This is a genomic window from Bartonella sp. AA89HNZF, from assembly GCF_042196905.1.
Classification (GTDB): Bacteria; Pseudomonadota; Alphaproteobacteria; order Rhizobiales; family Rhizobiaceae; genus Bartonella.
In genome coordinates, this window is the sequence record NZ_JBHIRD010000001.1 from 23,455 (window position 1) to 40,019 (window position 16,565).

Genomic DNA, 16,565 nt, shown 5'->3' on the forward strand with positions numbered 1-16,565 from the left:
ATCAAAAAAGCTCCATTTTTTAAAAGAGCTGTTCGTTCATATCTTATGAATTTCTAGAGGTGTTTTTTCAGCTTCGATTTTACGTCTTAAATGTAATTTTAAAAGCGGCAAAGTGGCGTCGATTTCTTCTATATCATTGAGGTTTTGAATAAGCTCTTGCAATCTTCCATAAAGCTCTGCTGCTAATTCCGCAACATCTTCAGGAGAAAGTGTTATTTTTGCATCATGATAGGTCGTATAAACTAAATGTCCAAGCTTTTTCATCAGCCCAGCAGGAATCGCCTGCGGTTTAAAACCAGCTGCTTTCGCCTTTGCCATATCTGAAAACATATCACCATTGCCTGTTACTAGCCAATCTAATGAAACACCACAAATTTCTTGATATTTGGAGAGCGCAGAAGCTGTAGGCTCACTTATACCAGTTTCATAAGTTCCTATAGAGCCAGCAGTGATACCAAGATGTTCAGCAAACTGCTTACGCTCTGTAAAACCAAGAGCGTGACGCACTTCACGAAAACGTTTTGCCAACTCAGTTTTAGGTTTTGTTTCCGGACGAGCCAAAAAAACACTCCAAAATAAATATAATTGCTGACTAAATAATTATATTTATTTATATCTATCGTTACTGCCCCTTAAGAAGAGCAGTTATCACATACATAACCCCACAAAAACGGATGTTACGGTATCCATTTAAGCAGGAGCGAAAATTATGACAATTACAAAAAATGCAATCGCCGTGGTATTTTTCTGAGCTGCGCCCCTGTAATATAACCTTGGAAAAACTCAAGCCTATCAGAGGCTATTTTCCAGAGTCAAAAACATTTGGACACAGGCCAATGAAAAAACTAAATGCGCCAATGCCAACTCTATCAGTTTGCATGCCAAGCCAATTCTTGCCAACTGCTTTCTCAAAAGTTGCAGTCATATTCTTTCAAAAGCAAAAAGCCTAATACGATTCTCTTCATTTCATGCTGTGCAATATACCACTGAAATTTTATTACAAAAATATGCTAATGCATTTCCCATAGGTTTTATAAGGTAAAAAGTTTATCAATGTCTAAAAATCAATATAAAATAGGCAAAATAATTGGTATTCTACAAAAAATGAGATTATCACTCGTTATTAAAAAGTTAGACGTTTACAAACCCTGTTTGCTTATTTTATATATTAATGGCACTGATTTAGCTGTAACTGGCAATAGAGATTTCAGGTTTTTTGGTTTATCGTCAGAATACTCTTCCTCTACGCATATTAAAAGCCTTTTGGCAATGTATTTTAAATGCTATAAATTCTATAGTAAACACATTGCCATCCATATTTACAATTGGGCGCTTCAAAATCTTGGAGTAATAAAATCTTTAATAGGCTTTGATTTAAAAGCGCGTATTTTGCAGAAAATTGACAAAACCATGAGGTTCGTATACATGGCAATTTTAAGTGATGATAGTGGAGTGATACTTAAAAAAGCTGCATGGAAACCCGCAACGTTGAGGAATTAAGCATGACCTCTTTATGCGATAAAGAATTATCTGATACACTGGTTGGTCTTTATGACGACTATCAACGCGGTTTCGACATTGGAGAAGAGCTTAAACTGTGCGTGGATTTAGCATTATCTCTTGAATTGGAACTCAGTATTCACCGTTTAAGTGAAACAGATGCTGTTTTAAAAAAAGAGATTGTGCAAACCTTGCATCGTCGTAGAAACACCCATTCCAATGAAGATGAAATTGATACAATTTTTCATATGGATTTTGAAAAACAAAAATAATGCAATACTCTCCTCGTATGATAAGATATTACCTCATCGCTTTACTTTCTGCTACGCTTAGACAAAAAACTTTCAAGAAGATTTAAAGTGTTACGTTTTCGTCTTCTTAACAGCACTGAGGTGAATTAAAGAAACGCATCAATTTTTTTGGATCATTATCAAAAAGTGAAGGGTATTCTCTAGCATACATCAATTTATGCTTTATTTATTAAGCACCAACTTTCCATTTGCTCACCACCCCTTTAAAAACAAAATGTGAAATGTGCTGCAGCGTAAATATTTATAAAATAGCGTATTTTACCACACTTAAAGCCAATTTATTGTTTTTCATGTTTATAAAACAGTACAATGAGAATTCCAACAAACGCAACAATGCTTTGAAAAAAATATATCGATTGAGGTGATATGCTACTGTTATCGCTTGCCATAATGAGATAGAATCCGAGGATCAAGCATCCAGAGATACCATTAAAACTTGCCTGCAATCTTCCTTGGTATTCAGGATCACAAGAGAGTTGTGATAAAGAAATCGAAAGAGCCCAACTCGAAAGTCCAAATCCAATCATAAAGTAAACAGGAAAAACAACAAAATTGTGTGTATTAACAGATAAAATAGCGAGGCCAATAGCCATAAAAGCTAATAAAATGGCTAATGTTTTCCTTATCGATAAAACTTTACAAAGAAGTGGTGAAAAAAACGCACCTGTCAATACGCCCATAGAATAAAGCACCTCAAATATTGCAAAGGTCCTGTTATCAGCATGTAAAACCTCTTGTATATAAGGAACGAGAATAACAGGAATGGTCATCAAAAGAGTCATAATAATCATCTGGCTTATATAAGGTACAAAAAGAGCCGGATTCTGTTTAAAATAATGAAGAGATGCTGTATAATTTTCCCACCAATTTTGCTGGTTTTGTTTTTTAGATCTTCGGTTTTTAGGTACCTTCATTGCAAAATTAAATAAACCAGCAATGATAAAGAATATACCACCTATTAGAAGAGTTCCTTTTGTTCCTGCATAGGACAGTATAAATCCACTTAAGCCCATACCTACGATAGTGCCAAGTTCATAAACCATATCGATGGTTGCATTTGCATTGATGAGCTGTTCCTTCAGCACAATACTTTGAATTAAAGAAATAGCTGATGGCATATAAAAAGGAATAAAAATACCCAAAAGAGCAGATAAGACCATCAATTCAATTTCTATACCAAAATGCCAAAGCATTACCCAGCCCACGATTACCAAACCTCTCACAAGATTTGAAATAATAATCTGCGTTTTACGGTTATATTTATCTGCCAATATGCCAAAAATAGGCGCAAAAATAATGCCAGGCGTCCAAAGGAAAAGCATCATCAACGCTACACCACGGATTGAGCCCGTCTGATTGTAAGCGATCCATGACAATGTAATATAATTTAGTCCACTTCCAAATGTAGCAAATAAGCCGCTCAAAGTAAAATAGAGAAAAGTTCTATTTTCAAATAAAGCAATGCGTTCCTTCAAATTTGAAGTGAACATAAATTATCCTCTAAAATGAATACCAGTCGATATGCATGATACATCCTGTTTAAAAACAGGCATTCTTACAATTTTTTATTTTAGATCATTAAATTTAAGAAAGCAAAATTTCTTTTTTGAGGCTTTTACAATCTTTGTGCTGTTGTATGATTAATTCTTCTATGAAAACACAACATTTATGGACAAAAACAAATTTAATATTTTATGTGCGTTTTATTCAGAAGCTACACCTTTATACATATGTGAAACAATTTTACGGTATGGAAGCTGCACTCACATCATTGCCCTTATTATTCCGTGCATTAAAATATGCTCGAGTATACTCCTCCATGTCGTTCTTCTATCATCACACTTTGGCTCTAAAAGAATAAACACACTATTATCCTCACGATAAATATTGATAACTTTTCTATTCCTCTTCTCTAAATCTTTTAAAATAAGCCCATTACAGTTAGCGTTCCAAATAAATTTTTTCAATAAAAGAGAGTTTTTCTTCGTATTTTAAGTTTAAACCATCCCTTTTCTGCAACCGTTCCAGCATAGTAATGGGCGGTAAATGAAGATAAAATGTAATATGAGGTCTTAGAATAGATTGATTTAATTTAAAGGCACTTTCAACAGAAAGCTCTCGAGCATAAAAATAAGCAAGACTAGAATAAACATATCGATCGCTAATTAATAAATTTTACGATGACGTTAAGGAAGGTTCAATAATTTCAAGCGTATGTTTGCGTCTATCTGTCGCTGATAAGAGTGCTAAAAGCAACGGATCAATTGCTTTTCCATTATCTAAGTAATCTCTAATTTCTGGATTATTTCTATACCAATAACTGGGTTGAAAAGTTTGTATTATATGTTTTTCTGTTGAGTAATGGCGAGTAATTTCTTTGAAGACCACATGGAATTATAAACTTTTTTATCAAAATACATTTTGTCTATATACTTTCCATAAGTTAAATTGTTTTATGTCTGAAATCTCTTAATATTCAATAAGATGTTTTTTAACTCGTCTCTAAACAGAAAAACACAATACTCCCGCATTTTGTATAACTTATTAACTTTATGATAAATGGCGGTATATCGACTTAGTTTTAAGATAAGGTTATATTTTAGACAACTTAAAATGAGATTAAGTATTTGTAAAAAATATATTTTTTGATCACACTCCATAACCTGCCATTTTTTAACGAATTCTAGTAGAGTTTCTGAGGATTACTCCTATAGCGTCGTGTAAATGTATAGAAATGAGTTCGATCTCAGTATATTATTGTCCTAAGAGCTAGTACTGGATTCCGCTACATAGGAATCTAATGAAATCAACTCTATCTTTTCTCAAACCACTTCCCTCGCTATAAGCATTTGATATCCGATTCCGTCAAAAAGCAGCAGAGCAATTCTTGGAAAACATCGCTGAGATATTGAAACATGCCTAGCAAAAGCTTTTGAATCAAATGTTTCGCTATATTCATAAACTGAAACTAAGAATATTATAATAAGCCCTCAAACAACGACGACGCCAAAATCAGCCGTAATAAAGCCTCCTAAAACTGAACCAATAATACCTTCTCTCTATAAAAAGACTACTATGTAAAGGTTTTAATACAATACCTTAGCGCTAATGCCATAAATGTTTCTGATAGATAACGAAGTTTATTGTCACAACAACATCTAACAACGATCAATAGAAAAACCTCAACCTTGAGTATAAACAAAATCAACTTGAAAGTGCAAAATATATCTCTAGGACATAGTCCCTTATTGGCAAGCCCCCTGCCAAGAAACGCAGTAAAAATACCAGCCTCCATCCTACTCATTCTCCTGAAAATAAGCTATCTCTACCATAAACATCAGCGTTCAATTTTTCCTACCGAAAAAACTTGACATGCACAGCAATACATGTACACGTTTACAGTTTTTGAACATGTATGCTGATTTATAATACTGTGTGTTTTGAAGAGATTCTGAAATGGGGGGGATAATGTGCACAAACAACTGATGTTTCGGTTTTATGGGCTTGTTGTCCTGCTGTATCTTTCTGATATGGTTTTATTTTTAAGTAATCTTTGGAATGCTTATCGCATAACATCCTCATCGGTTTTCCTAGGCGTAACCATGGCTTTAGGCACCCTTATGCCCTATCTTTTGAAAAAAAGCGGACTTGTGCGCATTAAAGCCTCACTGCGGTTGATCGATTTATACAAAAGGCGGATCATTATCTATAGCCTTCTTTTATTGATTGCTCTTTTCCATTACGCTGATTCCCCCTTTGGTTTTATCGCTGTCTCTATCTCTATCGGCTATCTCTCTTTGATTACCTTAAGCACACTCGAGACTGATAATACTAAACTAGCACTTAGTGGTTATATTAGCGCCCAAAAGGCTTCCCGAATTATGCAAACAGTGGTGCAAATTGGCGCTTTTTTGGGAGCAGCACTAAGTGGTTATCTCTTAGAAGCAACCAGCCCTCGAGGGGCAGCGGCTGAAATTGGCTATAATGGTTTGATTGTGACACTTTGTTTGTTTGACATCATTATAAGCCTTATAGCCGGATATATTATCTTTTGCGATGAATACAACGCTACAGATACCACAGCACTTGCAACTGGTAAGAAGCCAGCACCTACACCGCAAGCGGATGGACTCTCCCGTGAGCTTAAACTTTTATGCGTCTGCATAGGACTTATTGGCTTTCATATTTGCGCTTATAATACGCTGGCAACCATTCTTTTTCAGAGTGTGAAAAATTTTGGCTCTGAATACTATGGGCTTTGCAGTGCGGTTGCGGGCGTGGGCGCTTTTTTGGCTGCTTTTATCAAAATCCCTCGTTTTGAATTTATTCTCCCAGCCCTTATGTTGAGCGTAGCTGATCTTATTTTTAGCACCACACAATCGCCCTATTTAGCTGTGGCCTTTTGCTTTTTTATTGGTTTTTCAATGAATACCATGCGAATTAATGCCCGCAAACATACGATTGAAGCCACCAAAACAGAGGCTCAAGCAGAGCTGGTGGGAAGCTATAGCGGCATGCTTTATACTCTCTCCCAGTCGGCAGGTTATGTTATCCTTGGTCTTCTTACAAGCTCTGCCCTTATGGGTCCTCAAGCAGCTGTTTATCTTCTGCCCCTTATAGGATTGATAATCTTTATTTATGTTCTTTTCCTTTTATCACAGCGGAACAAAGTATGAGAAAACCTATTCTTATTGTCGACCCTTTCTCCACGGGTGCCCTCTATGGCCCTGCTTTGCAAAAATTAGGCTATGCTTGTTATGGTGTTGTCTCTCAAGCAGCATCTTTTTCACACTTTATGCTTTCTTATCAGGGAAAGGGCATGGCAGAAACGAAGCTTCATAGTGTAGATGAGATAAAGAAACGCTTTCCTATCGGCACGATAGAGGCTGTAATAGCGGGTGCCGAAAGAGGTATCTATTGTGCAGAGCAATTGGCGGCTTATTATGGTTGTCTTGGGAATAACCCCTTGACTACCGATTGGCGACGGAAAAAAGCAGCGATGCAAAAACGCCTTTGTGAAAATGGTTTATCTTACATCCGATCAAAGATTCTTACAAAAAACGATTGTACTTTCGATGGTTTTGAAAGCCACAGCGGCTATGTGGTAAAGCCAAATGATTCTGCAGGGAGTGATGGTGTTTTATTTTTCTCTAATCTTGAGGAAGTAGTAATGTGGACCTCTGAAATAGACTGGAAGAAAAAAAATATTTTTGGCGCACCTAACGAGGCTTATTTGCTCCAAGAAAGATTGGAGGGAGAAGAATACATCGTCGATGCCGTTGTAAAGGGAGAGGCTATAAAAATATGTAGTTTGTCACGATATAAAAAAGGTATTCATAATGGAAGTACTTTTGTTTATGAAACACTTGATGTGCTTGATTCTCAAGATCCCTCTTATGCCCCTCTTATCTCTTATGCAAAACAATGCATTCGCGCGCTGGGGATTGAATATGGACCTGCGCATATGGAAATCATGCAAACAGCTCGTGGTCCAGTGATGATCGAAGTAGGAGCCCGCCTCCACGGAGGAATTGCACCCACCTTGTTCGCGCATTGCTATGAAGATGGTTTACTTGAAAGCTCCGTTAACCTTATTGCAGGCGTGTTTTCGCAAACACCAAGTCTCTTTAAGAAAAAAGGGCGTATTATCTTCCTTATCAACGAGATCGACGGTCATATTATAAAAGATGTTAACGTATGGCGGCAAAAGCTTTATTCCTGGGAAAATGTGGTTCATTTTATGCTCTTTTTTAAAGAAAACGAGCCCCTCCCCCTAACAATCGATTTAAATACCTGCCCAGCTATTATAGCAATTTGGGGACACAGTGATGATGAATTATCAGCTTTGGAGAGGATCATTCGTAGCAATTTCTTATAAAATACAGCAATGGGGAGGAAAACATGGATTCAGAAGCGCAAATAATTGAAAATATAGACAAATATTAAAAATGGAAGCAAGTCATTTTTAAAGAATTCAATGCAACCATGAATAACACAATTAGGCCTTTTCTGCCTATTTGGTGTAAATGGATACTCAAAAAATATGCTTAGATTTGGGTTCTACAACAAGCTAACCTCAAAAAATATGATGGAAGACCTGATAACTTATTGCGATAATTATAAAAGTTTTGGAAAGAACACATCTTTTATTGCATTCGAGGAGCCAGCCCCATACAAAGTATCGAAGTTTATAGAGAAAAATTCTGATCTATGCTTAAAAATTTGCGAGATTTTGACAACCGAGAATGACCTAAGTATATACAAAAAATATGTACAATCGTCTATGGGAGTTCTGCTTTCATAGCGAACCTATATTCATAGTTTGCAATACCCCGTCTTATATAAACAGAATTAAGTAAGTTCTATATTTATGTTAACTTTCCAGCTTAAGTGTTTTTTCTGATCTTCTCTCTACAGAACAAAATGCATTCTCGTTATAGGAAAAAAGCTTGAACCTTTTGATATTATCACAAAATCTCCTTTTTTAGGAAAATATGGCGAACCCCAAAATAGAGAATGGACGCAGTATTTTCTGCAAAACAACACTATTGAATCCCTACCTTACTCATATCATTTAATGAAACACGATAATGACTAAGTTTTCTAAAATTAAATTAAATAAAAATATTTATGATATATTAAAAATTATGCTGCCAAAACAAGGCTCTATAAAGATACAAAGGGATTTTCCAAAAAAATACGCGATTGACATATTCACAAGGTCGATGAAATTCTCTTGAATTATAGAGGGAGATATATGATTGTTTTTCGAATTGTGACAGCACACAAATTTCGTGATTTATTTTGCCCATTAGAAAATATTGGTTAGTTGAGTAAGTTTTAAAATACATAGCATTCCGTATAATGTAGTGTGTATGTATAAAACTTCTCAGGATGATCGTGTTAATAGCAATGTTTAAGGGGGCTTTTTTTGGAAAGATTTTACAGCAATTACGAGTATCTCTAGAATGAAAATCGCTGATTTTTAGAAAAGAGAGAAACATTGATTATAACAGTTTATTAGGCTAAACGCAGAATATTTATCCTAATGATTGATGGTTAATTGTAACGGAATAGTTTTTTGATAATCATAAAGAAAAAGGTATAGAGCGTGTTTCTTTTAGTTAAGGAAGAGTATTGCTCATTTTTCTTTCTAAAAGTAAGCAAATTCAAAGATAATTTTTTGTTCTTGTAGTGGTGAGAAAATAATTGTTGAAGTCAGTGAAGGGGAGATTCCTATAGATTGTTACAAAGTTTAATAAAAGTTGGAATACTTAAAAATTCTCAGTTCCTATAATGATTTAAGAATACCAGATTAGGATACGGAGAATTCAAGAGCTCAAAACTTTGTGATAATATTGGTTTAGAATTACATCTTGTTCATTCAGACGAGATGAGCTCGTTATTATATGTCACAGAAACATAGAGGTGGAGAATTTTAAAAAAGCTTATTCAGAATCTGACTTAAAGGTTATTGGAACTTTAACAGTAAGATTGGTTTTGTCTCATGTTGCTCAAAAATTAGCAACCAATCTTGTTGTGACTAGACTAAATTTGGAAGATCTGCTCACTGAACGTTTTTATAATATTATGAAATGATAAAATATTAATATTTCTTCTTGTACCGTACATGAAGCCGGTGCTATTTGTATTTATTATCCGTTGCACCATTGTCCGAAATATATTTTAAGTGGTTGTCACTTGAAATATGCCTTGGGAAATTATTTGGCAAGAGAGCGTACCTATATGTATTGGAAAGTAATTTCCTATTATTTGTCTCAATCTATGCGTACAACGTTACCAAGTATAGAATTCATGCTGACAGATGACTTGCGAAAAATAAGTGCCTATAACGCATTTAGACTAAAATTTTACGAAAAACTGGAATTTAGTCCCGAACCATATTTGATAATGGAGAAAATCATAAAATGGCTTGAGTCTCTATTTAAGAGGGAAGAGGCTATTGCGTAATTCTGTGTTTCTTATGATTGTGATTGGTTGTTTGACGAGTTTTTGTGCTAGTGGTGTATTATCTATTGGCCTTTCTTTGTTACAATTCCAAGATACAACGGGAAAAGCGTCTGCTACTTTAAATGTCGTTAATTTAATCGCAATTGGAATTGCTGGTTTATGTTTGGGAAATGTGTTGGCGCACTATCAAGGCTTTATAATTGGGTTTTATAGTCAAATTATTTGCGCTTGTTTATTGTCTTTCTTATTATTTATGAACAATCCGGTGCTTATTTTATTTGTATTTTTTTTACTTTCTCTCTTGATGGGGGCTGATAATCCAAATAACAATAGTGCCTTGAATCTGCTGGTTCCAGCTCCCAAACAAAAAGCTGGAATTTTTGCATTTTATACTAGTTGCTGTCAGTTTTTTGTTATTATATCCCCGTTGCTTATATATTTTATAATTGCGCATTTGGGGCACAAAATAGCCATAGCCTTTATTGTATTTATCTATCTTTTGAATGCCAGCTTATGGTTTCGTATAAAGTCTATACAACACCTAAACAGAGTAAAAGAGCTATTAAAAAAGCCATCTCAAAAGGCTTATGGAGTTGGTTTTAGATGCCTTTGGCGGATTTCTGCGTTGCGGTTTTTAACGATTAATCGTATTTTGAATAATTCTCTCTATACGGGGCCTATTGTTTTATTGCCACTTGCTCTTGCTTCTATAACATCAGATAACATAAAATTTACAGCTATTCAAAATTCTATTTTTGCTTTGTCAGCACTGGGTTTTGTGATCAATGGTCTTATCTCATCTTATTATTTACGGAAATTTCCATCTTTAATTCGTTTTTTTGTATGGGGGGCACCGGCTTTTGCCGTGATCGCAATCTCTTTTGTTTTATATTTAAATTTTACTCAATATTCCCTTTATATTATGGGGTTTTTATTAGGTATTGGGCAATTTTATTTTAGGGTATCGGGAATAACAATTGGACAAGCTATCACACCTAGTGAAAATTTAGCCGAGGTTATTTTGGCAGGCGATGCCAGTGTGCGCATTATAACAGCTTTATTCTCTATTGTGCTTTTATATGCAGGAAAATTTTTTTCATTTTCTATATTATACGTCCTGTGTGTATTTATAGGCTTTTGCGCCCCTTTATTTATTTTGCACGGACTATCTATTTACATACAAAGCTTAGAGATAAAAGAAAGTGCCGCATGAATGATGTTCAATTATTATATTACGTCAGCCTTTTTTTGATTATCGTATAGATAAAAATTTTGTACAAATATTCATGACATTAATTTTAAATGAGCACATTGCGTGAAAAAAGCTGAGGTATTCGTTATCTCTCATGTGGATAAAACGCATTTAGCCCGTTAATCAACAAAATTGCAAATAGCACTATAATCACCATTAATTCTAAAAGCTCTACCAGAAGTTAGTGATAATGGCAAAAATCCTTTAATGATATTTGAAGAGATCGTTTATGCTAGATCAGGTTATCTAAAGATCGAGAGAAGAGGAGCTTAGAAATTATAAAATTGATGAAAATTCAATAGTAATTTCTAAGTGTACATAATGACAGGCATAGATCGGCGCGAACTAGTCAATTTCAAACAATAAAAAATCCTGCAAATGCTGAGCTTTTTAAACTATGTCATATCAAGCATATGAAAGTTCGTTTTAAATTAATGGCGGAGAGAGAGGGATTCGAACCCTCGATATGGTTTCCCATATACACGCGTTCCAGGCGTGCGCCTTCAACCACTCGGCCACCTCTCCAGAAGTTTGCACTATACCCAGAAAGAAATAACGTGCAAGTCTAAACTATACATTCAAAACCCAAAAAACAAATTCATTTATTAAAATAAGAGCTTTTATCTGTTGAATAACAAGCACATCTCTTCTTTTTAAGAAAAAACTTTTTTCGTGGATAGGTTTGTAGAATACAATAATGGGAATAAAAAGATTGTCACCAGTTATAAACTTTCATGCTCATTTACGCACTTTCTGCTTCACAAAAAAATACTTCTCTTAAAATTGGCATACAGTCCATGGTTTTACGCAACCAAATAATTAAATATTTCTCGCTTCACAGCATTGATTACCCTAATAATAAATAGAATAATAACGATATGAACTTCTTATATCCCTAATATTAAAATTGTTTATTCAGATAATAAATTTCATTTCAATAAAATCATTCTCGACCTCCTTCTTGCCTCCAAGGATGAAAATCCTTAATCACTATAACTTTGATTACAAACAACTCTCTCTTGAAATGAGATCTACCAGCTAATCACTTTTATGTTTCAGACAATATATAACATATTGATTTATAATGATGAACCATCGTTTACACATCATAAAAACCTCGAATATCGTAATTTTTTCTCACCATAACTCCTTTCATATTGAATTAATTAAAATCACTTGCTTAATAGGAAGGGATGGTATGTGGGGGGAGAACATTTTAAGAGAGGATAAGTGGCTCTTATGCATTTTCTTAAATAGCACGAATTTTTGCAACATTGAGAGCTGTAAAATAGTGTGACGGTGTCAGTTTTCTCTTTCATAGGATCCATAATAAGCCCTACTCTAAATCCTCTACTCAATTTCACACTTCTATATTTAGTTGATACTAAAGAAAATAAAATTCAGACAAAAAACTTTGCATTTTTAATTTAATATGTATGAATATATCTTATTTTCTGAAATGAAAAAATAGTCTCGTTTTGATCAAATACAAAATCATAAAAATGCAAACCTGTTTTCATTTTTACCATATACTTTTAAATTCAGCTTTACAGTTTTCAAAATATCTAAAGTAATCTCAATTATTTAAAAGAGATTACGTATTACTTCATACTTTTAATTATCGCATTCTTTAAGCGTGATATGGTCTCATCACAAAACAGAATACTCTAAAAATACTATTTTCTTTCTCATCCACACGTTTGTTAAAAAACATCTCTTAAAGCTTGTCACATCTACCTCATACGGTGTCTATGAATGGTATAAAATCTATTGGATAGCATCATCTTTCCTTAAATAAAAAGAAAAGCCAAGTAACATCACGCTATTTATCGCCTAATGTTACAATATCTATTGCTATTTGAGAGAATGCATAAAAGGAATTTATTCTTTCTTAGAGTGTTTTTATCTATACATTACTCCTCTTTGTAATGTATAAAAGAATAATTTTTATTAATTTAATATAGAGAAATTTAAAACGAGAAAACCCTACAATATTCAGGGTTCTCATTATGTAAAACGATAAATTACCATTATAAATTAATATGCTGCCTATAATCGTCCTAAAGGATAATGTTTTACAGCACTAAAAATCTGATTAGTCTGCAAAATGAGCTCGTTCTTTCCCCTTAATGTTTTTTATCACCTTATATCCTTGCTTAGAGCACGTACAGCTCGTGCAGTTTCACATTGTAATGCTTTTTGTGCTAAAATTTTCATATCTTCAAAACTATGAGTCTGTAAATACGCCTTTACTGGAGAAATATCGCAAGATATCATAGAAAGCTCATTAATTCCCAATCCAGTCAAAATCATTGCACCAAAAGGATCTCCAGCCATACCACCACATACACTAACCCAACACTTATTTTGTGCAGCTCCCTGAATAGTCTGATAAATCATACGCAAAACTGCCGGATCAAGGCTATCAGCTTCAGACACAAGGTACGGATTTTGCCGATCAACAGCCATTGTATACTGTGTTAGGTCATTGGTTCCAATTGAAAAAAAATCAACATGGGCGCTCAATACATCTGCCATAATGGCCGCTGCTGGAACTTCGATCATAATACCAAGTTTTAATTTTGGTGCATCAATATCGTTGCGGATTTCCTCTGCAATCTTTTTTATAGCAACAATCTCTGAAACAGACATGACCATCGGAAACACAATCCATAGATCTCCACCCTCTTTTGCTGCTCGATATAAAGCACGTAATTGAGGCACCAAAAGATCACGTCGACGTAACAAAAGCCGCGTTCCTCGAACACCTAAAAAAGGATTGTCCTCTTTAGATAAATGTAAATGCGTAACCTGTTTATCTCCACCAATATCAAGTGCACGAATAATTAATGGCTTATCTCCTACAGCTGTAATCATCGCCCGATATATATTAAATTGTAGCTCTTCATCCGGAATATATGGATTCTCTAAAAACAAAAATTCCGTGCGCATAAGTCCAACACCTTCAGCCCCCAAATCAAGCGCAACAGGAACCTGATTTGCGTAGTTGACATTAGCCATGATACGAATTCTTTGACCATCTGTCGTTTGCGCTGGTAATCTACACGCACTTATTTCACTGACACGTTTTTGCGCAACAGTATCAATATGCCTTTGAGCATCTTCAACGTCTTCAAGCGTAGGATCAAGGTAAATAAACCCGTTATCGCCATCAATAATAGCCTGAATATCAGACTGAATTGCTAAAATATCATCACCTGCAGCAACAACCATTGGAATACCAAGAGTACGCGCCAAAATAGCTGTATGAGATAACGGACCTCCCCATGCTGTTGCTAATCCTTTTACCCTTGTACAATCAAGTTGTGCTACATCAGAAGGAGAAAGGTCATTTGTAACCAGAATTACACCATGTGGAATATCATTTAAAAAGAACGATCTATAGGATGGATTGATTTCACCTAAAACACGTCGACCAACATCAACTAAATTAACAGCACGTGCTGCTAACAAAGGATTATCTACCTTAAAAAACATATCTGAAAATTGATGAACCGCTCTATCCCAAGACCAAGCAACACCATGACCTTCCGCTATAAAACGACAAGCTTGAGCTATTAAATTTTCATCTTCAAGCAAAACCATTTGCGCAGAAAAAATCGCAGCAGAATCTGCTCCCATACGCACTGTAATATCAGAAATCACAGATGCCATTTTATGTTTTGTTTTTGTAAGAGCATTTTCAAGACATGCTGCACCAGCTGCAAAATCAATTGGCTGATCTATTATGGAAATATCATTTTGCTTTAAAACAAAAATCTTACCAAATGCTAATCCTGAACTCGCTCCAACACCAGAAATGCCTTTTTGCATAGAGCGTGGATACCAACCATGAAAAGCCTTTGTTTGAGATTCCATTGCTCTCATCAGACATTTTTCGCTAATACTCACTTTTTTTGCAATAGCAATGGCATCATTGAGAAGTTGTGCTCCTTCTGCAGCATCTGTAGAAAAAATCAGAACATCACCGTTTTTTGCTCCTAATTGCAATAAACCAACTAAATTTTTCATTTCAACGGTATATTGACCATGGCGAACTCTGATAGAGCTTTGAGCCTTTTTCGCAAAATCAACCCAAAGAGAAGCTGGTCGTGCATGAAGACCACTTGGATAATCTAAAATCCATTCCTGACACACCGAAAGGTCACCAATAAAAGTTTTTTCTATCTTCATATTTTTGTCAAACAAAGTTGTAACAATTTGCTGTTTGTCCATAGTTGTTGCAAGTACTTCAAGCTGTTTTTTATCAAATAAAAGAGACGTCAATTTTTTACAAATTTCTCTATAGCGATCTGGACACGCTGCAATGGCAATAACCAAATATGCTTTCTTGCCATCCTGCCACTCAACACCAGCAGGAACCTGTATAACAGCAACAGCATCCTTGATAATTAAATCACGATTTTCAGCCATACCATGAGGAATGGCTATACCATTTCCAAGCCAAGTATTGGTTGTTTCTTCACGTGCCAGCATACTTGCCAGATAACATTTATCAACGGCACCAACCTGCACAAGCAATTCAGCAGCAGCATAAATTGCATCATTTTTATGATCAAAAGCAGCTGCAAGTTTTACAGATCTTATAGACAAGATTTCACCATCAGTAAAATCTACATTCATTGCTTCTGCTTTCTCATATCTCATCATGAATTCAAATTGCCTCACATTTGAACACCAATATCTCTGATAAATTCCTTTTCAAAGCTGCATTTCCCAAAATACAAGCTATAAATACCACCACAGCTTTATTTATATTTTACGGAATATAGCTAAGTGAGGTGCTTAAATACCTCAATGTAACCGATAAAACAATTGGATATTATTATCTAGCCAAGTGCTTAAAATCATCATAAGCAAGTCTGCCTCTTACTCTTTTACTTTACAAAGACAAAAAAACCGTTTTTTACAGCACCAATCACCTGAAAAACTATGCTTTCAAAACGTTCTCATTATCCTAAGTTATTCAACATAACTTTCCATTATTCTCCCTACAAGAAAGTATCTTTCCCAATCATCCGTAACTTCAGCTAATATTTTAATTGATTCCTCAAAGTTTATTTAACCTATTATCCCTCTTTATAAATTCATTACATAATTACAAATTGCTCCATGCAACTTATCATCTTTAAAATTCCGTACTGCCCATCTTATGATATCAAACTCTCGATATATAATATTTATATATTTTAAGCTACACCTTTACTTCAATCAATATCGCAAATACACAATGCCCTCTGTCGCACATTTGCAAAGTACGACACCCTCAAGCACCATCACCAACTACTAAAATCAAGAAAAACTCTACAAATAAGATAAATAAAGTAAAAAATGAAAAGCAGTTATTGCCTTAACCCTAGCTTTTATGCTTGTTTATTTTCAACAATACACAATAATAGTGAAATCAGAAAAAATATTCTTGAAGGGCGCTGATTGCACGTTAGTTATTTTTATATCTTTAAACACCGTCCTCCTTAAAAATATAATTTCACTCTCGATTTACCGAAAAT

General features: G+C 34.7%; 12 protein-coding genes and 1 tRNA gene. 8 read left to right on the forward strand and 5 right to left on the reverse strand.

The genetic code is table 11. The features are described from left to right. Positions 1–36: 36 nt before the first annotated feature. Positions 37–561: a helix-turn-helix domain-containing protein gene (locus ACFIN0_RS00035; protein ID WP_375701671.1), complete on the reverse strand. Its 525-nt coding sequence runs from the start codon at positions 559–561 to the stop codon at positions 37–39. 492 nt (positions 562–1,053) lie between these two features. Between ACFIN0_RS00035 and ACFIN0_RS00040 the strand changes: the two genes are divergently transcribed. Continuing rightward, on the forward strand, positions 1,054–1,500 hold the full coding sequence (locus tag ACFIN0_RS00040) for a hypothetical protein (RefSeq protein ID WP_375606212.1): 447 nt from the start codon (positions 1,054–1,056) through the stop codon (positions 1,498–1,500). 2 nt (positions 1,501–1,502) lie between these two features. Continuing rightward, positions 1,503–1,772: a hypothetical protein gene (locus tag ACFIN0_RS00045; protein ID WP_012754562.1), complete on the forward strand. Its 270-nt coding sequence runs from the start codon at positions 1,503–1,505 to the stop codon at positions 1,770–1,772. A 317-nt stretch (positions 1,773–2,089) separates the two neighbouring features. Here the strand turns inward: ACFIN0_RS00045 and ACFIN0_RS00050 are convergent, their stop codons facing one another. Together ACFIN0_RS00050 and ACFIN0_RS00055 are read right to left on the reverse strand one after the other, a co-directional pair. Next, positions 2,090–3,301, reverse strand: a complete 1,212-nt coding sequence (locus ACFIN0_RS00050; protein ID WP_375701672.1) for an MFS transporter — start codon at positions 3,299–3,301, stop codon at positions 2,090–2,092. Positions 3,302–3,752: 451 nt separating this feature from the next. Beyond that, on the reverse strand, positions 3,753–3,977 hold the full coding sequence (locus ACFIN0_RS00055) for a hypothetical protein (RefSeq protein WP_375701719.1): 225 nt from the start codon (positions 3,975–3,977) through the stop codon (positions 3,753–3,755). Positions 3,978–5,296: 1,319 nt separating this feature from the next. Here ACFIN0_RS00055 and ACFIN0_RS00060 point away from each other — a divergent pair. The 6 genes from ACFIN0_RS00060 to ACFIN0_RS00085 all read left to right on the forward strand — a co-directional run bounded on the left by ACFIN0_RS00060 (position 5,297) and on the right by ACFIN0_RS00085 (position 10,995). Further along, positions 5,297–6,487 carry a hypothetical protein gene (locus tag ACFIN0_RS00060; protein WP_375701720.1) on the forward strand — a complete coding sequence of 397 codons (1,191 nt, stop codon included), beginning with the start codon at positions 5,297–5,299 and terminating at the stop codon, positions 6,485–6,487. After that, the gene (locus ACFIN0_RS00065; protein ID WP_375701673.1) at positions 6,484–7,689 is read left to right on the forward strand and encodes an ATP-grasp domain-containing protein; all 1,206 of its coding nucleotides are present in this window, start codon (positions 6,484–6,486) and stop codon (positions 7,687–7,689) included. The genes ACFIN0_RS00060 and ACFIN0_RS00065 overlap by 4 nt, the downstream gene beginning before the upstream one ends. Before the next feature lie 165 nt (positions 7,690–7,854). Then, positions 7,855–8,115, forward strand: a complete 261-nt coding sequence (locus tag ACFIN0_RS00070) for a hypothetical protein (protein ID WP_375606208.1) — start codon at positions 7,855–7,857, stop codon at positions 8,113–8,115. After that, the gene (locus tag ACFIN0_RS00075) at positions 8,081–8,170 is read left to right on the forward strand and encodes a YqcI/YcgG family protein (protein ID WP_375606207.1); all 90 of its coding nucleotides are present in this window, start codon (positions 8,081–8,083) and stop codon (positions 8,168–8,170) included. Before ACFIN0_RS00070 ends, ACFIN0_RS00075 begins: the two co-directional genes overlap by 35 nt. A gap of 107 nt (positions 8,171–8,277) precedes the next feature. Further along, a complete protein-coding gene (locus ACFIN0_RS00080) occupies positions 8,278–8,409 on the forward strand; it encodes a hypothetical protein (RefSeq protein WP_375608756.1) in 132 nt (43 codons plus the stop codon). A gap of 1,365 nt (positions 8,410–9,774) precedes the next feature. Further along, on the forward strand, positions 9,775–10,995 hold the full coding sequence (locus ACFIN0_RS00085) for an MFS transporter (RefSeq protein ID WP_375608754.1): 1,221 nt from the start codon (positions 9,775–9,777) through the stop codon (positions 10,993–10,995). A gap of 474 nt (positions 10,996–11,469) precedes the next feature. On the opposite strand, the gene ACFIN0_RS00090 is transcribed toward ACFIN0_RS00085, so the two are convergent. Beyond that, a tRNA-Ser gene (locus tag ACFIN0_RS00090) sits at positions 11,470–11,559 on the reverse strand. 1,614 nt (positions 11,560–13,173) lie between these two features. Next, positions 13,174–15,705, reverse strand: a complete 2,532-nt coding sequence (ptsP, locus tag ACFIN0_RS00095; RefSeq protein ID WP_375610044.1) for a phosphoenolpyruvate--protein phosphotransferase — start codon at positions 15,703–15,705, stop codon at positions 13,174–13,176. Between the last annotated feature and the right edge of the window lie 860 nt (positions 15,706–16,565).